Source organism: Microbacterium sp. HJ5 (assembly GCF_054824025.1).
The window spans coordinates 1-21,786 of the sequence record NZ_JSYE01000038.1 but is presented as its reverse complement, the minus strand read 5'-3'; the positions used below and the strand labels follow the sequence as shown (position 1 = coordinate 21,786).

General features: G+C 69.8%; 18 protein-coding genes and 1 riboswitch. Of the genes, 12 read left to right on the top strand and 6 right to left on the bottom strand.

The features are described from left to right. The 3 genes from nadB to OB08_RS15515 form a co-directional block, all read right to left on the bottom strand. The coding region (gene nadB, locus OB08_RS15525; protein WP_461476305.1) for an L-aspartate oxidase at nucleotides 1–1,165 on the bottom strand (1,165 nt) is incomplete at its 3' end. Then, complete coding sequence (gene nadA / locus OB08_RS15520) at nucleotides 1,162–2,514, bottom strand: quinolinate synthase NadA (protein WP_461476303.1); 1,353 nt, start codon at nucleotides 2,512–2,514, stop codon at nucleotides 1,162–1,164. The genes nadA and nadB, both read right to left, overlap by 4 nt. A gap of 12 nt (nucleotides 2,515–2,526) precedes the next feature. Next, nucleotides 2,527–3,246: an NUDIX hydrolase gene (locus OB08_RS15515; RefSeq protein WP_461476301.1), complete on the bottom strand. Its 720-nt coding sequence runs from the start codon at nucleotides 3,244–3,246 to the stop codon at nucleotides 2,527–2,529. 131 nt (nucleotides 3,247–3,377) lie between these two features. Here OB08_RS15515 and OB08_RS15510 point away from each other — a divergent pair, with 131 nt between their 5' ends. The 4 genes from OB08_RS15510 (at nucleotide 3,378) to gcvP (ending at nucleotide 9,256) form a co-directional block, all read left to right on the top strand. Next, entirely contained in the window at nucleotides 3,378–4,547 is a 1,170-nt protein-coding gene (locus OB08_RS15510) for a MarP family serine protease (RefSeq protein WP_461476300.1), read from the top strand. 43 nt (nucleotides 4,548–4,590) lie between these two features. Beyond that, nucleotides 4,591–4,685, top strand: a riboswitch (glycine riboswitch). Nucleotides 4,686–4,843: 158 nt separating this feature from the next. Continuing rightward, complete coding sequence (gene gcvT / locus OB08_RS15505) at nucleotides 4,844–5,968, top strand: glycine cleavage system aminomethyltransferase GcvT (protein ID WP_461476307.1); 1,125 nt, start codon at nucleotides 4,844–4,846, stop codon at nucleotides 5,966–5,968. A 28-nt stretch (nucleotides 5,969–5,996) separates the two neighbouring features. Then, on the top strand, nucleotides 5,997–6,380 hold the full coding sequence (gene gcvH / locus OB08_RS15500) for a glycine cleavage system protein GcvH (RefSeq protein WP_461476298.1): 384 nt from the start codon (nucleotides 5,997–5,999) through the stop codon (nucleotides 6,378–6,380). Beyond that, nucleotides 6,377–9,256 carry an aminomethyl-transferring glycine dehydrogenase gene (gene gcvP / locus OB08_RS15495; protein WP_461476296.1) on the top strand — a complete coding sequence of 960 codons (2,880 nt, stop codon included), beginning with the start codon at nucleotides 6,377–6,379 and terminating at the stop codon, nucleotides 9,254–9,256. The genes gcvH and gcvP overlap by 4 nt, the downstream gene beginning before the upstream one ends. Before the next feature lie 48 nt (nucleotides 9,257–9,304). Here gcvP and OB08_RS15490 read toward each other — a convergent pair whose 3' ends face one another. Then, nucleotides 9,305–10,093 carry a CPBP family intramembrane glutamic endopeptidase gene (locus OB08_RS15490; RefSeq protein ID WP_461476294.1) on the bottom strand — a complete coding sequence of 263 codons (789 nt, stop codon included), beginning with the start codon at nucleotides 10,091–10,093 and terminating at the stop codon, nucleotides 9,305–9,307. Nucleotides 10,094–10,307: 214 nt separating this feature from the next. On the opposite strand from OB08_RS15490, the gene OB08_RS15485 reads away from it, so the two are divergent. From OB08_RS15485 to OB08_RS15475, 3 genes are all read left to right on the top strand, one after another. Then, entirely contained in the window at nucleotides 10,308–12,179 is a 1,872-nt protein-coding gene (locus OB08_RS15485) for an ABC transporter family substrate-binding protein (protein WP_461476292.1), read from the top strand. 225 nt (nucleotides 12,180–12,404) lie between these two features. Then, nucleotides 12,405–13,940 (top strand): ABC transporter permease, encoded by a 1,536-nt coding sequence (locus OB08_RS15480; protein ID WP_461476290.1) that lies wholly within the window; start codon nucleotides 12,405–12,407, stop codon nucleotides 13,938–13,940. A gap of 1 nt (nucleotide 13,941) precedes the next feature. After that, the gene (locus tag OB08_RS15475) at nucleotides 13,942–15,144 is read left to right on the top strand and encodes an ABC transporter permease (protein WP_461476288.1); all 1,203 of its coding nucleotides are present in this window, start codon (nucleotides 13,942–13,944) and stop codon (nucleotides 15,142–15,144) included. On the opposite strand, the gene OB08_RS15470 is transcribed toward OB08_RS15475, so the two are convergent. Further along, nucleotides 15,135–15,734, bottom strand: a complete 600-nt coding sequence (locus OB08_RS15470) for a PH domain-containing protein (RefSeq protein WP_461476286.1) — start codon at nucleotides 15,732–15,734, stop codon at nucleotides 15,135–15,137. The genes OB08_RS15475 and OB08_RS15470 overlap by 10 nt on opposite strands. Before the next feature lie 53 nt (nucleotides 15,735–15,787). Between OB08_RS15470 and OB08_RS15465 the strand changes: the two genes are divergently transcribed. Together OB08_RS15465 and typA are read left to right on the top strand one after the other, a co-directional pair. Next, nucleotides 15,788–17,470 carry an ABC transporter ATP-binding protein gene (locus OB08_RS15465; protein ID WP_461476284.1) on the top strand — a complete coding sequence of 561 codons (1,683 nt, stop codon included), beginning with the start codon at nucleotides 15,788–15,790 and terminating at the stop codon, nucleotides 17,468–17,470. A 115-nt stretch (nucleotides 17,471–17,585) separates the two neighbouring features. After that, the gene (gene typA, locus OB08_RS15460) at nucleotides 17,586–19,499 is read left to right on the top strand and encodes a translational GTPase TypA (protein WP_461476282.1); all 1,914 of its coding nucleotides are present in this window, start codon (nucleotides 17,586–17,588) and stop codon (nucleotides 19,497–19,499) included. 43 nt (nucleotides 19,500–19,542) lie between these two features. On the opposite strand, the gene OB08_RS15455 is transcribed toward typA, so the two are convergent. Continuing rightward, nucleotides 19,543–19,923 carry a hypothetical protein gene (locus OB08_RS15455; protein WP_461476280.1) on the bottom strand — a complete coding sequence of 127 codons (381 nt, stop codon included), beginning with the start codon at nucleotides 19,921–19,923 and terminating at the stop codon, nucleotides 19,543–19,545. 331 nt (nucleotides 19,924–20,254) lie between these two features. Here OB08_RS15455 and OB08_RS15450 point away from each other — a divergent pair, with 331 nt between their 5' ends. Genes OB08_RS15450 through OB08_RS15440 form a run of 3 tightly spaced genes read left to right on the top strand, consistent with a single transcriptional unit; the run spans nucleotide 20,255 to nucleotide 21,726 of the window. Then, nucleotides 20,255–21,013 (top strand): AzlC family ABC transporter permease, encoded by a 759-nt coding sequence (locus OB08_RS15450; RefSeq protein ID WP_461476279.1) that lies wholly within the window; start codon nucleotides 20,255–20,257, stop codon nucleotides 21,011–21,013. Then, entirely contained in the window at nucleotides 21,010–21,324 is a 315-nt protein-coding gene (locus OB08_RS15445; RefSeq protein WP_461476277.1) for an AzlD domain-containing protein, read from the top strand. Before OB08_RS15450 ends, OB08_RS15445 begins: the two co-directional genes overlap by 4 nt. 30 nt (nucleotides 21,325–21,354) lie before the next feature. Beyond that, entirely contained in the window at nucleotides 21,355–21,726 is a 372-nt protein-coding gene (locus OB08_RS15440; RefSeq protein WP_461476275.1) for a DUF6113 family protein, read from the top strand. Nucleotides 21,727–21,786 lie beyond the last annotated feature (60 nt).

Genomic DNA, 21,786 nt, shown 5'->3' with positions numbered 1-21,786 from the left:
GCAGCGAGTTCGACGCGAGGCGGTTGGCGCCGTGGACGCCCGTGCGGGCGACCTCGCCGACCGCATAGAGGCCGGGCAGAGTGGTGCGCCCGAAGAGGTCGGTGGTGACCCCGCCCATGAGGTAGTGGGCCGCGGGGGTGACGGGGATCGGCTCCCGTGCCCAGTCCAGCCCGCGGTCGCGCACGGCGCGGTCGATCGTGGGGAACCGGCGCGCGAGGAAGGCCGCGCGCTCGCCGGGGTCGTCGGAGTGCAGGTGGGTCGCGTCGAGGAGTACCGGACGCCCGGCCTGGAGGTCCATGCGGCGGGCGATCGCGCGCGCCACGACGTCGCGGGGCGCGAGCTCGCCGTCGGGGTGGGCGTCGAACGCGAAGCGCTGTCCCTGATCGTCGATCAGCGTCGCTCCTTCGCCGCGCACCGCCTCCGACACGAGGAACGAGTCGCCGACGGCGAGCACCGTGGGATGGAACTGGAAGAACTCCAGGTCGCGCACCTCCGCCCCGGCACGCAGGGCGGCGGCGATCCCGTCGCCGGTCGCGACGGCCGGGTTCGTCGAGTGCGCGTAGAGCTCGCCCGCGCCCCCCGTCGCGAGCACGACGGCGTCGGCCTCGACCCGCTGCCGGCGACCGGATTCGTCGGGGCTCTCGCCGACGAGGAGGTCGACGCCGCGGACCCGGCCGCCTTCGACGACGAGGTCGATGAGGAACGCGTGCTCGACGACGTCGACCCGGCTCGCGCGCAGCCGGGCGACGAGCGCCTTCTCGATCGCCGTGCCGGTGGCGTCGCCGCCGGAGTGCAGGATGCGCGGATACGAATGCGCCGCCTCGAGACCCTTGACGAACCGGCCGTCGGCGGCGCGGTCGAAGGCGACGCCGAGCTCGATGAGCTCGCGGATGCGCGCGGGGCCCTCTTCTGCGAGCACGCGCACGGCCTCCGGGTCGGCGAGGCCCGCGCCGGCGACGAGCGTGTCGCGGATATGGTCCGACGTCCTGTCGTCCTCGAACATCACTCCCGCGATCCCGCCCTGTGCGTACCGGGTGTTGGCGTGCTCGAGCACGTCCTTCGTGACGAGGGTCACGCGGCAGCCGTGCTCGACGGCGTGCAGGGCGACGGTGAGACCGGCGATGCCGGATCCCACCACCACGGCGTGCGGGAGAGCCGCGGTCATGAGGCGTTCTCCCACGCGGCGGCGGGCGCTGCCGGGGGCTTGGCGGCCAGCATCCGCTCCAGCGCGAGTCGTGCCGGCACCGCCACGTCGCCCGGAACCTCGACGCGGTTGCGCACCTCGCCGGCCACCAGCCCCTCGAGCACCCAGGCGAGGTAGCCGGGGTGGATGCGGTACATGGTCGAGCACGGGCAGACGACGGGGTCGAGGCAGAAGATCTGGTGCTGCGGATGCTGCGCCGCAAGCCGCTGGACCAGATTGACCTCGGTGCCGATGGCGAACACCGTGGGCTCGGTCGCCGCCTCGATCGCCTTGCGGATGTAATCGGTGGAGCCCGACTCGTCGGCCGCGTCGACGACCTCCATCGGGCACTCGGGGTGGACGATGACGCGCGCGCCCGGGTGCTCGGCGCGCGCCTTCTCGATCTGGTCGACCGAGAAGCGGCGGTGCACCGAGCAGAACCCGTGCCACAGGATGACCCGCGCGTCGTCCAGGATCTCGGCGCTCGACCCGCCCAGCGGCTTGCGCGGGTTCCACATCGGCATCTGCTCGAGCGGCACGCCCATGGCCTTGGCTGTGTTGCGTCCGAGGTGCTGGTCCGGGAAGAACAGCACGCGGCGCCCGCGGGCGAACGCCCACTCCAGGACGGTGCGGGCGTTCGAGGACGTGCACACGATGCCGCCGTGGCGTCCGACGAAGCCCTTGATCGCGGCGGACGAGTTCATGTAGGTCACCGGGATGACGGGCACGAGGCCGTCGGCATCCGGCGCGTCCATGTCGCCGTACACCTCGGCGAGCTGCTCCCAGCACTCCTCGACCTGGTCGATGTCGGCCATGTCGGCCATCGAGCACCCGGCGGCGAGGTTGGGGAGGATGACGGCCTGCTCGGGGCGCGACAGCAGGTCGGCCGTCTCGGCCATGAAGTGCACGCCGCAGAAGACGATGGCCTCGGCATCCGGATGCTCGAGCGCGGCGTTCGCCAGCTGGAACGAGTCGCCCACGTAGTCGGCGTGCGCGATGACCTCCTCGCGCTGATAGAAGTGGCCCAGCACGACGACGCGGTCGCCCAGTGTCTCCTTCGCAGCGCGGATGCGCTCGGCCAGCTCGCCCTCCGTCGCTTCGCGATACTCGCGGGGCAGCTCGCCCTGGCGCGGCGATCCGGTGGGGATGACGTCGCCCATCGACGACCCGGGGCCGTATCCCGGACGGGTGTCGAAGTCCCACGGACCCGAGGCGAGGTCGGTGTTGCACGTCTCGGCGGTGGAGGCCCCGGCGACGATCGCCTGGATCGCGTGGTCGACCGACGCGTCGGTCTCGGGCCGGGGCTGCAGGGTGATGTTGACGGCGGGCATCGTCGGCTTCTCTCAGTGTCGGGTGTCGAGGGGGCCGCGGTCGGCGAGCTCGACGTCCTGGTTGTAGCGGTACAGCCGTGCGGGTCGGTGGCTGCCGGTGCGGAAGTGGTCGGTCGGGATGAGCGTGCCGGAGTTCTCGACCTGGCGGCGGAAGTTCGCCGGGTCCAGGCGGCGACCGAGGACGGCCTCGTACACCTCGCGCAGCTCGGCCAGCGTGAACTCGTCGGCGAGCAGTCCGTGTGCGATGCGGCTGTAGCCCACTTTGTTGCGCAGGCGCCACAGGGCGTAGCCGACGATCTCGTTGTGGTCGAAGGCGAGCTGCGGCAGCGACGCCGCGTCGAACCACCGGACGTTCTCGTCGCTCTCGTCGGGGATGTCGTCGGGCCGGATGAGCGCCCAGTACACGATCGAGACCACGCGGGTGGGGGAGCGGTCGACGGCTCCGAAAGCGTAGAGCTGCTCCAGATAGCTCGGTGCCAGCCCGGTCGTCTCGGCGAGGGTGCGGGATGCCGCGGCATCCAGCCCCTCCGCCACGTCGAGCCAGCCGCCCGGAAGCGCCCACTGGTCTTCGTGGGGGTCGCGCGTGCGCCGCACCAGCGGCAGCACCACGCTCGCCGTGTCGCTGTCGGCGAGGCGCCGCAGCGTGAAGATCACCGTGGAGACGGCGACGCGCGTCGGTTCGAGCGCGACGGCCTCGGTCGGGGCGGGGATAAGGGTGCTGGTTCTTGTCATGATGACTTTTACTCCGGCCTCATCTTAGTGTCGTTCTGACCAGAAGTGCAAACGGCGGCTGTCACACAGGTTGCGTGCGTACGCTGGGGCGCTCCCGGCCGCCCGTACCCGACCCGCCTTGGAGGACCGCGATGATCGTCGTCGACGTGCTCGTCGTCGCTCTGCTGATCCTCGGGCTGGTGGCGGGCATCAGCCGCGGGTTCACCGGCAGCATCGGACTGTTCCTCGGGCTGGTGGCCGGCGGCGCCGCCGCCTTCTGGCTCGTGCCCCTCGTGAACGACGCCCTCCCATGGCAGCAGTGGCGTCCTGCGGTCGTGCTCGCCGCGACGGTGCTGCTCGTCGTCGGCGGAGCGGCGATCGGGGCGGTCCTGGGCTCCGCGGTGCGCCGCGGTGTCGACGCCACGCCGCTGCGGGCGATCGACCGCGTGCTCGGCGGCGTCGCCGGCACCGTGGTCGCTGCCCTGGCGCTCTCGCTCGCCGGCGCGAGCCTCGCCGCGACCGGCATGCCCGTCGTGTCGTCGGCGGTCTCGTCCTCGACGGTGCTGCGCACCATCGACCGCCTCACACCCGCTCCGATCGCGACGGCGCTCGCCGAGCTGCGCGGGTTCGTGCTCGACGAGGGACTCCCCGCGCTCGGCGATCTGCTCGAGGCGCCTTCGATCGACATCCCGCCCGTCGACCTCGCCGATCCGGAGCTCGCGCGAGCTGCGGAATCCGTCGCCCGCGTCTCGGGTACCGCGTTCTCCTGCGGCCGCAGCTCGACCGGAACCGGCTTCGTCGTCGCCCCCGACCGTGTCGTCACGAACGCCCACGTCGTCGCGGGCGTCGAGCGCCCGGTCGTCGAGCTCCCCGGTGTCGCGGCGCGCGAGGGCCGGATCGTGTACTTCGATCCGATCGACGACCTCGCGGTGATCGCCGTCGACGACCTGGGCGCCGCGGCGCTGCCGTTCTCCCCGACGCTCGAGGGCGGCTCGCCCGCCGTCGTCCAGGGGTATCCGCACGGCGGCCCGTTCACCATGGTCGGCGCCGGCGTGCTGTCGGTCGGCACGGTGCCCGTTCCGGACATCTACGACGAGAGCGCCGCACCGCGCGAGGTCTACGCGCTCCAGGCGCCGGTGCGGCCGGGCAACTCCGGCGGACCGCTCCTCACCGAGGACGGCGCTGTCGCCGGCGTGGTCTTCGCCCGCGCCGAGAACGACGCGCAGCGCGGCTACGCCATGACGATGGCCGAGCTGACCCCGGTCGTCGCGCAGGCGCCGTCGCTCGCCGAACCGGTGTCGTCGGGCCGCTGCATCGGCTGACCGCCGTGCGACGGTATGCTGGCACGGCAAGTCAATAAGGCCCACGACCCGGGCGGGAGAGCCTCGGCGCCAGCCGCCGAGCACCGAAGGAGCAAGCCTCCCCGCCAATCTCTCAGGTACGCGTACCGTTCGGATCTGGCCGACTCTGGAAAGAGGGTGCGCGTCGCGCACCCCGCCGAAGGTGAAAACCCGTCCGTCTCCTGGTGAGCCGGGTGGGCGAAACTCTCAGGCCCATGACAGAGGGGGAGTTCCACGGCGCCGTCCGGCGTCCGCCCGATCGCGACACGGGAGAACTCATGACCGACCCCCGCACGACTCCGCTGCACGACCGCCACGCCGCGCTGGGCGCATCCTTCACCGACTTCGGCGGATGGTCGATGCCGGTGCGCTACAGCTCCGATCTCGCCGAGCACCACGCCGTGCGCACCGCCGCGGGTCTCTTCGACATCTCGCACATGGCGCAGTTCGGCGTCGCGGGTCCCGAGCGCGAGGCGTTCCTCGCGTACGCTCTGGCCTTCGACCCGTCGGCGCTGAAGCTGTCGCGAGCGAAGTACACGATGATCCTCGCCCCGGACGGCGGGATCATCGACGACCTCATCGTGACGCGCATCTCCGACGAGCAGTTCCTCATCGTCGCCAACGCGGGCAACCGGGATGCGGTCCGCTCCGCACTGCTCGAGCGCCTCGTCGACTTCGACGCCGAGCTCGTCGAGCTGCCCGATTCCCTCCTCGCCGTGCAAGGCCCGCGGGCGCGCGAGATCCTCCAGGCGACCGCAGGACTCGCGCACGACGACGAGCTCGCGATGGGGCACACTCTCGACACCCTGCCGTACTACGCGGCGATGGGCATGCGCTTCGGCGACTCCGTCGTGCTGGTCAGCCGCACCGGCTACACCGGCGAGGACGGCTTCGAGCTCAGCGTCGACGCCGGGCTCGCCCCCGCGCTGTGGGATGCACTGCTCGCCGCGGGCGAGCCGTTCGGCCTGGTCCCCGCCGGTCTCGCCTCGCGCGACACCCTCCGCCTCGAGGCGGGGATGCCGCTCTACGGGCACGAGCTGACCCGCCACGTCATCCCCGCGCAGGCGGGGCTCGGCCGCGTCGTGCCGCTCAAGACCAAGTCGTCCGATTTCGTCGGCCGCTCGGCGCTCGAGTCCGTGGTCGCCGCCGACGCGCCGCAGCTCGTCGGCCTGGTGTCGGAGGGCCGCCGCGCCGGCCGCGCCGGCTATCCCGTGCTGCACGGCGATGAGACGGTGGGCGAGGTGACCAGCGGTGCCCTGAGCCCCACGCTCGGGCATCCGATCGCCATGGCCTTCGTCTCGCCCGCCCTCACCGAGCCGGGCACTGAGCTCTTCATCGACGTCCGGGGCACCAGGATCCCCGCGACGGTGACCGCACTTCCCTTCTATCGTCGAGCCCAGTGACCGACGCCCGCATCCACCGGAGGAACACATGACCGACCTCAACAGCCTCAAGTACACCGCCGAGCACGAGTGGATCGCCCTCGACGGCGACGTCGCCACCGTCGGCATCACCGACTACGCCGCCGACAAGCTCGGCGACGTCGTGTTCGTCGAGCTCCCCTCGGTGGGATCAGACCTGACGGCAGCGACCGTCGTCGGCGAGATCGAGTCCACCAAGTCGGTCGGCGAGCTCTACGCGCCGCTGACCGGTGAGGTGGTCGAGGTCAACGACGCCGCGGTCGACGACCCGTCGCTGGTCAACTCCGACCCGTTCGGCGAGGGCTGGCTGGTCAAGCTGAAGGTCGACGCCGCCGCGGTGGCCGACCTCCTCGACCGCGACGCGTACGTCGCCCTCACGGGCGGCGACGAATGACGGGCGCCTTCGCGGCACGCCACATCGGAACGGATGCCGCAGCCCAGCGCGTCATGCTCGACGCCCTCGGCTACGACACCGTCGACGCGCTCGTCGAGCGTGCGGTGCCGGCATCCATCCATGTGAAGCCGCGCCGGACGAGCGACATCCCGCCCGCCGCCACCGAGGCCGAGGCGCTGGCCGAGCTGCGCGTGCTCGCGTCGCAGAACCGCGCCGCGCGCCCGATGATCGGCCTCGGCTACTACGACACCTTCACGCCGTCGGTCATCGCCCGGAACGTGCTCGAGAACCCGTCCTGGTACACCGCGTACACGCCGTACCAGCCGGAGATCTCGCAGGGCCGCCTCGAGGCGCTCATCAACTTCCAGACGATGGTCACCGACCTGACGGGTCTCGAGACGGCCAACGCGTCGATGCTCGACGAGTCGACCGCGGTCGTGGAGGGGATGCTGGTCGCACGTCGCGCCTCGAAGTCCGCCTCGAACGTGTTCCTCGTCGACGCCGACGCACTGCCGCAGACGAAGGCGCTGCTCGAGCACCGCGCCGCTGCGGTCGGGATCGAGCTGCACTACACGTCGTACGACGTCTCGCCGCCGCCCGCCGACATCGACGTGTTCGGGGCGTTCATCCAGTACCCGGGCGCGTCCGGGCGCGTGTGGGACCCGTCGGAGGTCATCGCCGCCGTCCACGCGCAGGGCGGCCTCACGGTCGTCGCCGCCGATCTGCTCACGCTCACCCTGCTGCGCTCCCCGGGGGCGCTCGGCGCCGACGTGGCCGTGGGCACCACGCAGCGCTTCGGCGTGCCACTCGGCTTCGGCGGCCCGCACGCCGGCTACATGGCCGTGCGCAAGGGGCTCGAGCGGCAGCTCCCCGGTCGCCTCGTCGGCGTCTCGCAGGACGCCGCCGGCCACCCCGCCTACCGGCTCGCCCTGCAGACGCGCGAGCAGCACATCCGCCGCGAGAAGGCGACGTCGAACATCTGCACGTCGCAGGTGCTCCTGGCCGTCATGGCCTCGATGTACGCGGTCTACCACGGGCCCGGAGGGCTCACGGCGATCGCGACCGACGTCGCCCGCAAGGCCGAGGCTCTCGCCGCACGCCTGCGCGAGTACGACCTGCATCTCGTGAGCGACTCGTTCTTCGACACCATCCGCGTCGTGACGCCCGGTCCGTCGCAGCGCGTGATCGAACGCGCCCGGTCGAAGGGATTCCAGTTGTTCTGGGCGGATGACGCGACCGTGGGCATCTCGGTCGACGAGACCACCACCGCCGACGATCTCGCCGCCGTGGCGTGGGCCTTCGGGCTGCCCGAGGCGGACGAGCACGACGTGCGCGACATCCCGTACGCCGACGCGCAGCCCCTCGCGGGCGTGCCCGCGCAGCTGGCTCGCGCCGAGGAGTTCCTCACGCACCCGGTGTTCAACACGCACCGGTCCGAGACGGCGATGATGCGCTATCTCAAGCAGCTGAGCGATCGCGACTACGCGCTGGACCGCGGCATGATCCCGCTCGGCTCCTGCACCATGAAGCTGAACGCGGCGACCGAGATGGCCGCCGTGTCGTGGCCGGAGTTCTCGCGCGTGCATCCGTTCGCGCCGGAGGCCGACGTGCACGGCTATCTCGCGATGATCGAGCAGCTCGAGGTGTGGCTCGCGGAGGTCACCGGCTACGACGCGGTGTCGCTGCAGCCCAACGCCGGCTCGCAGGGCGAGCTCGCCGGGCTCATGGCGATCCGCGGCTACCACCGCGCCAACGGCGACCTCGAGCGCACGGTGTGCCTCATCCCGTCGTCGGCCCACGGCACCAACGCCGCCTCGGCGGTGCTCGCCGGCATGAAGGTCGTCGTCGTCGCGTGCGACGAGGCGGGCAACGTCGACCTCGACGACCTGCGCGCCAAGATCGAGACCCATGCCTCGCAGCTCGCCGCGCTCATGATCACGTACCCGTCGACGCATGGCGTGTACGAGCACGACGTGCTCGACATCACGCAGGCGGTGCACGACGCCGGCGGCCAGGTGTACGTCGACGGCGCGAACCTCAACGCGCTCCTCGGCTTCGCGCGCTTCGGCGACCTCGGCGGCGACGTCTCGCACCTGAACCTGCACAAGACGTTCGCCATCCCGCACGGCGGCGGCGGGCCGGGCGTCGGCCCGGTCGCAGCCAAGGCCCACCTCGCGCCGCATCTTCCGGGGCATCCGCTGTCGCAGCGCAAGGACCACGCGGGCGGCGTCTTCGAAGGCGGTGCCATCTCGGCCGCCCCGCACGGGTCGGCGGGCATCCTGCCCATCTCGTGGGCGTACGTGCGCATGATGGGCGCCGAGGGGCTGCGCGACGCGACGGCAGCGGCCGTGCTCGCGGCCAACTACATCGCGTTCCGTCTCAAGGACCACTACCCGGTCCTGTACGCGGGAGAGGGCGGCCTGGTCGCGCACGAGTGCATCCTCGACCTGCGGCCCCTGCGCGAGGCGACGGGGGTGACGGTCGACGACGTGGCCAAGCGCCTCATCGACTACGGCTTCCACGCCCCGACCATGTCGTTCCCCGTGGCGGGCACCCTCATGGTCGAGCCCACCGAGTCGGAGGACCTCGGCGAGATCGAGCGCTTCATCGAGGCGATGATCGCGATCAAGGCCGAGGCCGATGCCGTCGGCGCGGGGGAGTGGCCCGCCGGTGACAACCCGCTGGCGAACGCCCCGCACACGGCCGAGTCGGTCGTGGCAGGGGAGTGGGACCACCCGTATTCCCGCGAGACGGCCGTGTACCCCGTCCACGCCCTCGTGCGCACGAAGTACTGGCCGCCCGTGCGCCGCATCGATCAGGCCTACGGCGACCGCAACCTCGTGTGCGCGTGCCCGCCGATCGAGGCGTTCGCGTAGAGGTGCAGGAAGTGACGGGATGCCGGTGCCCCCGGCATCCCGTCACTCTCACACGCTCGGGGTCGGCGTGGGTGTGGGCGTCACCGCGGGCGTCGGGGGAGCGAAGAGACCCGGCCACAGCGCCGCCGCGAGCGGATAGCCCACGAAGGCGACGATGTCGATGAGCGTGTGCGCGATGACGAGCGGCATGACGCGCCCCCAGCGCCGGTAGCACCACCCGAACACGATGCCCATCGCGAAGTTCCCGACCATCGAGGGGAACCCCTGATAGGCGTGGTACGCGGCGCGCAGGGCCGCCGTAGCGAGGATGATCGACCACGAACCCCAGCCCAGGCGCCGGAGGCGGTCGAAGAGGTACCCGAGGAAGATCACCTCCTCGGTCAGGCCCGCCCGCAGCGCCGCGAGCAGGAGGAGGGGGATCGTCCACCAGGACGTGTCGAGCGGCGAGGCCTCCACCAGCACGGTGAGCCCGAGGGCGCGCCCGAGCGCATAGAGCGCGAGGCCCGGGATGCCGATGATCGCGACGAGCGCGACACCGCGACCGAGGTCCCCCCCGAAACGTCGGAAGTCGAGCCCGATCCGGCGGAACGCCGACATGCCCGGCTCCCACAGCAGGAAGACCGCGAGGGCGACGGGCACGAGCGCGAAGCCCTGACCGAGGAACTGGTACAGGACGTCCCAGAACTCCTCCGCGCCCGCCGATGGATTGAGCGATGTGGTCTGATCTCCGAGCGCCGCTTCGCGCTGGAGCGCTTGGATGAGACCGAGCACGGAGTAGATCGCGGACCGGCCGACGGACAGCAGCAGCACGAGCGCGATCTCCCACCGGAGACGCACGCGGGACGCATGGTCTATGGGGCCGGTGTCGGGCAGATTCCCAGACGCGAAAGCATGCACGTTGTCAGATTGTCACACCCGCGTAGCGTTGAGTTAAGGATATGTAACGGTTTGCTGTTCTGTTTTGCCTTGTCCGCACGGCGTGCTTAGTGTGTCCGTGTCCGTGTCCAGAGCTGCCACAGGCTGGGCACTCAACCCTTGCACAGGAGGAAATGTGAAGATCGCGCGTCTTATGGCGGGCGTGGGTGTCGTCGCAGCGGGAGCAATCGTGCTCGCGGGCTGCGGCAACCCATACCAGTCTGAGGTCGTGGAGGGCACCGAGATCACCACCGCGTACAACTCGGGCTTTTTCCACTTCAACGACGACAGCTCGGCCGGAAACAACACGGCCAACGGCAACGTCAAGTACATGACGAACACCAAGTTCGCGTACTACAACAACACCCCGGAACTCGTCCGCAACACCGACTTCGGTGAGTACGAGGTCGTCAGCGAAGACCCGCTCACGGTGAAGTACACGATCACGGCCGACGCCGTCTGGTCGGACGGCGTGCCGATCGACGAGGCCGACATGCTCCTCGCCTGGGCCGCCGGCGGCGGAAACGTCAACGACGCGTTCTCGCCTGCCGCCACCACCGGCTACAACCTCATCACCGAGATGCCGGAGACGGGCGACAAGGAGATCACCTTCGTCTACGACGAGCCGTACGTCGACTGGGAGCTCATCGACCCGCTCGGTGTCGCTGCACACGGCACCTACGCGCTCGCCTTCCCGGACGAGTACTCGGACGTCCAGGCCGCGTACGACACGTGGTCGGAGTCGGGCGAGGAGAGCGACTTCACCGCGTACACCGACGCGGCGAAGGAGTTCGCCGAGGGTGCCAAGGAGAAGGTCGTCGACGCCATCACCTCGGGTGACGAAGATGTCCTCGCGGAGCTGGGCGATGCGTGGAGCAACGCCTACGGCTACACGACCCTTCCCGAGAGCCCGGCTGCGGCGCTGACGAGCGGACAGTACGTCATCGACGACATCGTCGAGGACCAGTACATCACCATCTCCGCGAACCCGCTGTTCACGTGGGGCCCCTCGCCGAAGTTCGAGAAGATCACGATCCGCACGATCGCCGACTCGACCACCGCGCTGCAGGCCCTCGAGTCGGGCGAGCTCGACATCTGGTCGGGTCAGCCCACGGCTGACATCCTCCAGCTGGCGAACGAGATCGACACCGCAACGGTGCAGACCGGTATCCAGGCTTCGCACGAGCACGTCGACCTCACGGTCAACAACGGCGGCCCGTTCGACCCGGCCACCTACGGTGGCGACGAGGCCAAGGCTCTCGCCGTCCGCCAGGCGTTCATGAAGACGATCCCCCGCCAGGAGATCGTCGACAAGATCATCAAGCCGCTCAACCCCGAGGCCGAGGTCCGCAACGCGCACCTCGTGTCGCAGGCCGACGTCGAGCGCTACCCGATCCTGACCGAGACCAACGGTTCGGCGGACTACGCAGAGGTCGACATCGACGGCGCCAAGGCGCTGCTCGCCGAGGCCGGCGTCACCGGACCGATCGAGGTCGGCTTCTGGTACCCCGAGGGCAACGTCCGTCGCGCACAGGAGTTCGAGCTGATCTCGGCCTCCGCCGCTCTCGCCGGCTTCCAGCTGGTCGACGAGTCCGAGCCGGACTGGGTGTTCACCGACCCGTCGCAGATGCCGATCGTCACGCACGACGCGGTCATCTTCGCCTGGTCGCAGACGTCGCTGGCCGTGGGTGGATCCGACCAGATCTACGCGTGCTACGACTTCGCCGACCCGCTGACCAAGGGCAGCAACTACATGGGCTGGTGCAACGAAGAGGTCACCGACGCGCTCGCGACGCTCAACACGACGTCGGACTACGACGCTCAGACCGAGCTGCTCGAGACCGCTGAGGCGGGCATCTGGGCCGACGCCGTGTCGATCCCGATCTTCCAGTTCCCCGGTCTGCTGGTCAACAGCGACAAGGTGGAAGAGGTCAAGGCCATGCCGCTGAGCCCCGACTACTTCTGGAACTACTGGGAGTGGGCGCCGGTGGGTGCTGACGCGGAGTAATCCGTGTCATGCCGGGACGGGCGCATGACCGCCCGTCCCGGCACACAACATCAGAGACTGTGGGTGCCGAGGCGAACCCTTGGCACCCACAGTCGTGTCCGACCGGATTGAGCCACCCACACAGGTGCCGCTCAGTCCCCTTCGTAGTAGTTTTGGGGCGCCGCACCGGCGCGCCGGAACGGACGTGACAATCATGACCTCAGCCCCATATCCGAGAGGGCTCTCGTGCTGACCTTCATCCTGCGACGACTGGGCGCCATCGTCCTCGTCCTCCTCGTCGCCTCCTTCATCGTCTACACCCTGACGGCGATCACCGCCGATCCGCTGGCCGACCTCCGCGAGAGCAGCGCTGCGAACCGCGAAGAGCTCATCGCCAACAGGATCGAGCTCCTGCGACTCGACCTGCCCCCCGTCGTCCGCTACTTCGCCTGGCTGGGCGGGGCCTCGAAGTGCCTCATCCTGCAGTGCGACCTGGGCATCGCCTTCAGCCGCAGCAATCAAGAGGTCACCGCAGCCCTCGCGAGCGCGGCGAACGCGACCATCCAGCTCGTGACCGCGTCCGTGATCGTCGCGATCCTCTTCGGTCTCACGATCGGCATCCTGACGGCTCTCCGTCAGTACAGCGGCTTCGACTACTCGGTGACGTTCCTCACGTTCATCGTGTACTCGCTCCCCATCTTCTGGATCGCCGTCCTCCTCAAGGAGTTCGGAGCGATCCGCTTCAACGAGTTCCTGGCCGATCCGGTGGTGACGATACAAGCCGTCGTCATCACGGGATTGATCTGGGGCGTGCTGCTCATGGCGATCATCGGCGGTTCGTGGAAGAAGCGCCTCATCACCTTCGGTGCCGCGTTCGTCGCCGCGGGCGGCCTGCTGGCCCTGCTCGGCGCGACCGGCTGGTTCACCGCCCCGTCCATCGGAATCGTCGGCGTCATCATCACCGGCGTGGGCGCGGCCGTCGGTGTGACGGCACTCTCGACCGGCCTCGCCAACCGCCGCACGCTGTACTCCGCGCTCATCGTCGTGGGCATCTGGGCCGCGCTGTACTTCCCGATCCAGTACCTGTTCTTCTACGTCCCGACCGGGTGGATGCTGTTCGTCATGGCGATCGTCGCGATCGGCATCGGCATCGGCGTGGGCATGCTCGTCGGCGGCGACGGCCGGAAGGAAGCGGCCCGCACGGCGGCCATCGTGAGCTTCATCACGTTCTTCGTCATCGTCGTCGACCGCGTCATGCTGGTGTATCCCGACTACGTCGACCGCATCCCGCAGAGCGGCGTCATCGCCACGATCGGCTCACGAACCCCGGGCCTTGAGGGCGATATGTGGTTCCAGATCCTCGACGGCTTCGCGCACCTCGTGCTGCCGACCATCGCCCTGGCGCTGGTGTCGATCGCGGCGTACACGCGCTACTCCCGCTCGAGCCTCCTCGAGGTCATGAACCAGGACTACGTGCGGACGGCGCGTGCCAAGGGTCTCACCGAGCGCACCGTGATCATGCGACACTCGATGCGCAACGCGCTGATCCCGATCGCCACGATCATCGCCTTCGACATCGGCGCCCTCATCGGCGGCGCGGTCATCACCGAGACGATCTTCGCGTGGAAGGGCATGGGTGCGCTGTTCGTCGACGGCCTGCGAGACGGTGACGTCAACCTCGTCATGGGCTTCTTCGTCGTGACGGGAATCCTCGCCGTCATCTTCAACCTCATCGCGGACCTGCTGTACTCCGCACTCGACCCCCGGATCCGGGTGAGCTGACATGGTTACAACGATTCCCACCGACGCGCCGCAGGACCGCGGCAGCGAGCAGTCCATCGAGCAGAAGGCCGTCGCCGGCCTGAGCCAGGGCGCGCTCGTGCGCCGCCGGTTCTTCCGCCACGCCGGCGCGATGGCCGCGCTCATCGTGCTGATCCTCGTGATCCTGCTCGCCTTCACCTCGGTCGGCACCGTCATCGGCGGCACCGGCCGACTGCAGGCGAGCGGCGACGGCAGCCTCTCGATCAACGGCTTCCGCATCCCCGGATGGTGGCCGCTGGACTGGTGGACGAGCTACCCGATCGTCAACGCCGGTCAGCCGACCCTGACGTGGTTCCCCTTCAGCCTGGGAGAGCACCCGTTCGGCCAGGACACGCTCGGCAAGGACGTCTTCGCGCAGGTCATGCGCGGCACGCAGCAGTCGCTGACCGTGATGTTCCTGGTCGGTACCGTGTCGCTCATCCTCGGCGTGCTGTTCGGGGCTCTGTCCGGCTTCTTCCGCGGCTGGGTGGACTCGCTCATCATGCGCTTCACCGACGTCATCATCATCATCCCGATCATCGTGATCGGCTCGATCATGGGAAAGCTCTTCGGCGGCAACGCCGTGGTGTTCGGCATCTTCCTGGGCGTACTCAGCTGGACGGGTCTCGCACGGCTCGTCCGTGGTGACTTCCTGGCCCTCCGCGAACGCGAGTTCGTCGATGCGGCGCGGGTCGCCGGGGCCAGCAACGGCCGCATCATCTTCCGGCACATCCTCCCGAACGCAGTCGGCATCATCATCGTCAACACCACGCTGCTCATGAGCGCCGCGGTGCTGACGGAGGCGGCGCTGAGCTTCCTCGGATTCGGCATCACCGCGCCCGACGTGTCGCTCGGTCAGATCATCAGCGAGTACCGCGAGGCGTTCCGCACCCGACCGTGGCTGTTCTGGTGGCCCGGCCTGTTCATCGTCATCCTCGCGCTGTGCATCAACTTCATCGGCGACGGGCTGCGCGACGCGTTCGATCCCCGCCAGCAGGCGAAGGTCAGTTCGCGCAAGGCCAACCGTGCGATCGCGGCGATCCCGTCGTCGCAGGCCGTGATGATGGTCGAAGGCCCGACGTCGTCCGACGACGAGCCGTACATGGACGAGTTCGGCGGCGGCTCGTTGCCCGAGCCCGGCCCGGCGGGGGACCGCCGCCCAGGGCGTGAGGACGATCAGCCGTGAGGCAGCGCGAGGCTCAGCACCGCGGCCGCCAGCAGCACGGCCGTGACCGCGATCACCGCGACGTTCAGCATCGAGACGGTGCCGCCGACGGCGTCACCGGCGCCGCTGCGACGGTACTGCAGGAGCGTGCGGCGCACGATCGCGGCGGCGTCGCCGCTCGGAGTGCCTTCGGCATCGGCAGGACGGCGGAAATCTCCGTCGCCCGGGACGGCGGCGACCTCTTCGCGGCGCGTGCTCATCGCCTGGCGCGCGCTGGGCGCGGGCGCGGCCCAGGCGCGGATGCTCCGTCCGCCGGTCGTGGTCACGGTGAGCGCGTAGCGCGAGTCGACGTCCGCGACGTCGCTCCACGGCACGCGGTGCGTGCGGAAGACGTTGCCGACCTCGATGAAGGCCTCGTTGACGCGGACGTACGGACGCACGTAGACGATCCACGCCAGCCACGCGACGAGCACGATGGGCCAGCTCCACAGCAGGAGCGCGGGCACACCCTCCGTGACGGCGATGAAGACAAGACCGAGAGCGCACACGCCGATCGCCGCCCAGGCGAGGATCTGGCTGCCGCGCGGACGGAAAGTGACCGGTTCGGGCATGCGCCCATCCTGACACGGGAGACGGTTCGATGAGCATGAAGGAGGGTGCCCGCATGCGCGGACACGTCCCGCAGCAGGACGGCGGCCCCGTGCTGTCGGTCAACAACCTCGGCGTGGAGTTCTGGGTCGGCGGCAAGTGGGCCGCTGCGGCCAAGCACGTCACGTACGACCTCATGCCCGGAAAGGTGCTCGCCATCGTCGGCGAGTCGGGCTCCGGCAAGAGCACGAGCTCGATGGCGATCATGGGCCTCCTGCCCAAGAACGCGCGCGTCCAGGGAAGCGCCAAGCTCGCCGGACGCGAGCTTGTCGGTGCCCGGCCCGAGGTGCTGCGCCAGGTGCGCGGCGAGGGCATCGCGGCGATCTTCCAGGAGCCGATGACGGCCCTGAACCCCGTGTACACCATCGGGTTCCAGATCTCCGAGACGATCCTCACCCACCGTCCCGGCATGACCCGCAAGCAGGCGAAGGCGCGTGCGATCGAGCTCCTCGGGCTCGTCGAGATGCCCGACCCGACGAAGGCGTACAACTCGTACCCGCACCAGCTGTCGGGCGGCCAGCGCCAGCGCGCGATGATCGCGCAGTCGATCTCCCTCGACCCGCGCGTGCTCATCGCCGACGAGCCGACCACGGCGCTCGATGTCACCGTCCAGGCCGAGATCCTCGACCTGCTGCGCCACCTGCACCAGAAGCTCGACTCGGCGATCATCCTCATCACTCACGACATGGGCGTCGTCGCGGACATGGCCGATGACGTCATGGTGATGAAGGACGGCGACGTCGTCGAGCACGGCACGGCGGCACAGCTGTTCAACGCGCCCGAGCACCCCTATACCAAGGCGCTCATGGCGTCGGTCCCGCACCTCGGCCTCGGTACCGCGGTCTCGGAGCAGGACTCGCACCGCGACGACGCCACGGCGGCCCTTCTCCTCGAGAACGTGTCGATCGACTACCCCAAGCGCGGCCGCGTGCCCGCCTTCCGCGCGGTGGACGGGGCGTCGCTGTCGATCCAGCCCGGTGAGGTGCTCGGCCTCGTCGGCGAGTCGGGCTCGGGGAAGACGACGATCGCCCGCGCGATCGTCGGCCTCGTGCCGATCGCGGACGGCCAGCTGCGCGTCGCCGGCCAGGAGATGGTGGGCGTCGACGCCAAGCGACTGCGCGCGGTGCGCCGCAAGCTCGGCATCGTGTTCCAGGACCCCGGCTCTTCGCTGAACCCGCGCTGGCCGGTCGGAGAGTCGATCGGCGAGCCGCTCCAGCTCGACGGCCGCGACCGAAAGTCGATCGAGTCGCGGGTCACCGAGCTCCTCGACATGGTCGAGCTGCCGCGTGACTTCCGCAACCGCTATCCCCACGAGCTGTCGGGCGGTCAGCGTCAGCGCATCGGCATCGCCCGCGCCCTCGCGCTGGACCCGCAGGTCCTCGTGGCCGACGAGCCCACGAGCGCGCTCGACGTGTCGGTGCAGGCGCGCGTGCTGGAGCTGCTGCAGAACATCCAGAAGGAGAAGCAGTTCGCGACGCTGTTCGTGACGCACGACCTCGCCGTCGTGGACCTTCTCGCCGACCGCATCGTGGTCATGCAGCACGGCAAGATCGTCGAGCAGGGCTCGAAGGAGCAGATTCTCCGCAACCCGCAGGACCCGTACACGCAGCGTCTCATCGCCGCGGTGCCGGTGCCCGACCCCGCCGAGCAGCGCGTGCGCCGCGAGGCCCGGGCGGCGCTCCTCGCGCAGCGGGACTGACAGACCGAAGCGGCCTGGGGCGTGCGCGTGCGCACCCTCAGGTCGCTTTCGGCTGCCTGCGATAGGCTGAGGTGCCGGCATCCCGGCCCTCTCCACTTTCGCAAGGATCTCTTTCATGGCGCGCGCCCTCCGTCCTGACCTCCGCAACGTCGCGATCGTCGCGCACGTCGACCACGGCAAGACGACTCTCGTCGACGCCATGCTCCGACAGACCGGCTCCTTCGGCTCGCACGAGCACATGGAAGAGCGCGCGATGGACTCGAACGACCTCGAGCGTGAGAAGGGGATCACGATCCTCGCCAAGAACACGGCGATCACGTACAGCGGCGCGCACACCGACGTCCCGGTGACGATCAACGTCATCGACACCCCGGGCCACGCCGACTTCGGCGGCGAGGTCGAGCGCGGCCTCTCGATGGTCGACGGCGTCGTGCTGCTCGTCGACGCGAGCGAGGGGCCTCTCCCGCAGACCCGCTTCGTCCTGCGCAAGGCGCTCGAGGCGAAGCTCCCGGTCATCCTGCTGGTCAACAAGACCGACCGCCCCGACGCGCGCATCGCCGAGGTCGAGGAAGAGGCGCACGACCTGCTGCTCGGGCTCGCGTCCGACCTGCACGAGGACGTGCCCGACCTCGACGTCGACGCCCTTCTCGACGTGCCCGTCGTCTACGCGTCCGGCCGCGCCGGCGCGGCGTCGCGCAACCGCCCCGCCAACGGCGAGCTCCCCGACAACGCCGACCTCGAGCCGCTCTTCGGCGCGATCCTCGAGCACGTTCCGGCTCCGGCCTACGACGACGAGGCGCCGCTCCAGGCCTGGGTCACCAACCTCGACTCGAGCCCGTTCCTCGGCCGCCTCGCGCTGCTGCGTGTCTTCAACGGCACGCTGCGCAAGGGACAGACGGTCGCGTGGGTGCGCCACGACGGCTCGCACTCCAACGCGCGCATCACCGAGCTGCTCAAGACCCGCGCCCTCGAGCGCTACCCGGCCGAGTCCGCCGGCCCCGGCGACATCGTCGCGATCGCCGGCATCGAGGAGATCACCATCGGCGAGACGATCGCCGACCCGGAGGACGTCCGGCCGCTGCCCGCGATCCACGTCGACGACCCGGCGATCTCGATGACCATCGGCACCAACACCTCGCCGCTCGTCGGCAAGGTCAAGGGCCACAAGCTCACCGCCCGCATGGTCAAGGACCGCCTCGACCGTGAGCTCATCGGCAACGTGTCGCTCAAGGTCGTCGACATCGGACGCCCGGACGCCTGGGAGGTGCAGGGTCGCGGCGAGCTCGCACTCGCGATCCTCGTCGAGAACATGCGTCGCGAGGGCTTCGAGCTCACGGTCGGCAAGCCCCAGGTCGTCACCCGCAAGGGTGAGGACGGCAAGGTCCACGAGCCGTTCGAGCACCTGACGATCGACGCCCCCGAGGAGTACCTCGGCTCGATCACGCAGCTCCTCGCGTCGCGCAAGGGCCGCATGGAGACCATGACCAACCACGGCACCGGCTGGGTGCGCATGGAGTTCATCGTCCCCTCGCGCGGTCTCATCGGCTTCCGCACCGAGTTCCTCACGACGACGCGCGGCACCGGCATCGCCAACGCGATCTCGCACGGCTACGAGCCGTGGGCCGGTCACATCGTGACGCGCCAGAACGGGTCGATCGTCGCCGACCGCTCGGGCGTCGTGACGCCCTTCGCGATCATCGCGCTGCAGGAGCGCATGTCGTTCTTCGTGCAGCCGACCGAAGAGGTCTACGAGGGCATGGTCATCGGCGAGAACTCGCGCAACGACGACATGGACGTGAACATCACCAAGGAGAAGAAGCTCACCAACATGCGCTCCTCCACGGCCGACACGTTCGAGTCGATGACGCCGCCTCGCCAGCTCTCGCTCGAGGAGAGCCTCGAGTTCGCGCGCGACGACGAATGCGTCGAGGTCACGCCCGAGAAGGTGCGCATCCGCAAGGTCGTGCTCGACGCGACCGAGCGGGGACGCGCGCTCTCACGCCTCAAGCGCCAGGACGCCAACGCCTGACGGATGGGCGTGCCGCCCCGAGCAGCGGCACGCCCGTTCGCGATCAGTGGTACGCCACGCAGGACTCCGTCCAACTGCCGGCGACGCCTTGGCTGATCCACTTCTTCCAGACGACGTAGGTGCGTCCGAAGTTGAGAACGTGCCACCCCGTCTTGTTGAGCAGGTAGTACGCGCCATACGAGGCGTCGATTCCGTCCGACCCATAACCGATGGGTACCGCCCCGCCGCTCGTGTAGATCTTCAGCTGGGCGTACTTCCCGCTCGGACAGCTGATGGGATTGCTCGGCCAATGCTCTTGAGCGTGGGCTGCCGAGGCACCCGACGCGGCAAGCGCGACGCTCAATGCTGCCGCGATGAGCGCCTTCCGTCCTCGCGAGCGCTTCGGCTTCTTCGCCGCGAACCCTTCGACACGATCGTTCGTCATCTGATCTCCGTATCTTTCTGAGCGATGGGGGATGGCGCCCGCTCGACGATGAGCCGGGCCTGCGACGAGTGCCGCAGGGACGGAGGCGATCGCCGAAACCCACCAGACGTGCGGCCGCATGCACAGATCGGGCCTCGACGTGCGTCCTCCTGATTCGCTCACGCGCCACGCTAGCAATCGCCCGATGGGCATCGCTGTCCTCCCTTCGGCGGACGGTGGACGACTCATGGCGCGTCATATCAAGAGCGCCATCGGTCGTCGGCAGAGAACGTGCCACGTATGACCGAGCGGACCGCGTGGCGCGTCCGCGGGCATCGGTAGCATCGAGCGGATGAGCCTCGACCCGCACTTCGACGATGCGCACGGCACCGGCGAAGCGCGCCGTGCCGCTCGCCAGGGCGCCGGTGTGGCGCTGGCCACCAGTGCGTACGGGATCTCGTTCGGAGCGCTGGCCGTGGCATCCGGTCTCGATGTCTGGCAGACCTGCGTCATGAGTCTGCTCATGTTCACCGGCGGATCGCAGTTCGCGTTCGTCGGAGTCGTCGGAGCGGGCGGGATCGCCGCGGCGCCTGCGGCGATCGCATCCGCCGCGCTGCTCGGGGTGCGCAACGTCGCCTACGGCATGCGCATGTCACCGGTGATCGGGCGAGGGTTCTGGCGACGGGCCGCCGCGGCGCAGTTCACCATCGACGAGTCGACCGCCGTCTCGCTCGCACAGAAGACCCCGCACGCCCGCACGGTCGGGTTCTGGGTGACCGGCATCGCGATCTATGTCGGGTGGAACCTGTCGACGCTGGCGGGTGCGCTGCTCGGGGACGTCCTCGGCGACCCGCGGGCGTATGGGCTGGATGCCGCGGCCGCTGCCGCCTTCCTCGCCCTGCTGTGGCCGCGCCTGCGGAGCCGGCAGCCGATCGTCGTCGGCATCGCGGCGGCCGTCATCGCGACCGTCCTGACGCCCATGCTCATGCCCGGGCTGCCGGTCATCATCGCCGCGTCGGTCGCGATCCTCGTGGGATGGTTCAACTGGCTGGGCGACGACCGGCCGGCGGAGGAGCCCGCGGATGTCGCCGAGCGGGAGGGCCTGCCATGACGATGTGGACCGCGCTCCTCCTCGCGGCCGTCATCTGCGTCGCGCTCAAAGCCGTCGGCTACCTCGTGCCCCCGAAGTGGGTCGAGGCGCCCCGGCCGATGCGCATCGCCGACCTGCTGACCGTCGCGCTGCTCGCGGCCCTCGTCGCGGTGCAGACACTGGGCGTCGGGCAGGCCGTGGTGGTCGACGCGCGGGTTCCGGCGGTGCTGGTCGCCGCCGGCCTGCTGATGCTGCGGGCGCCGTTCCTCGTCGTGGTCGCGGCGGCCGCGCTCACGGCCGCACTGCTGCGGCTGTGGGGCTGGGCGGCCTGAGTGGCTCCGCCCCGGCAGTAGAGTCGACGGGTGCGCTCCTCCGTCCCCGCCCGCGTCGGCACGTGGGTCGTCGCGTTCGTCGTCGGGGCCGTGTACGGCCTCGCCGGCACGATCGCCCACGCGTACGAGATCGGCTGGTTCCCGCTGGGGCTCATCCTGGCCATCGTGGGCTGCGCCGCCCTGCTCGCCGCGGTGCGCCTCCTCACGGCCGACCGGTGGGCTGCGCTGGCGACGGGGCTCGGCATGATGACGGCGACGCTGATCTTCTCGGGCAAGGGCCCCGGCGGGTCGGTCATCGTCCCCGACACCGGCCTTGGGACGGTCTGGACGCTGTCGCTGCCGATCCTGGTGGCCATCGTGGTGGCGTGGCCCGACCGCATCCGCCCTCTCGCGGAGAACTAGACTGGCACCGTGACGTATGTGATCGCTCTTCCGTGTGTGGATGTCAAGGACCGGGCCTGT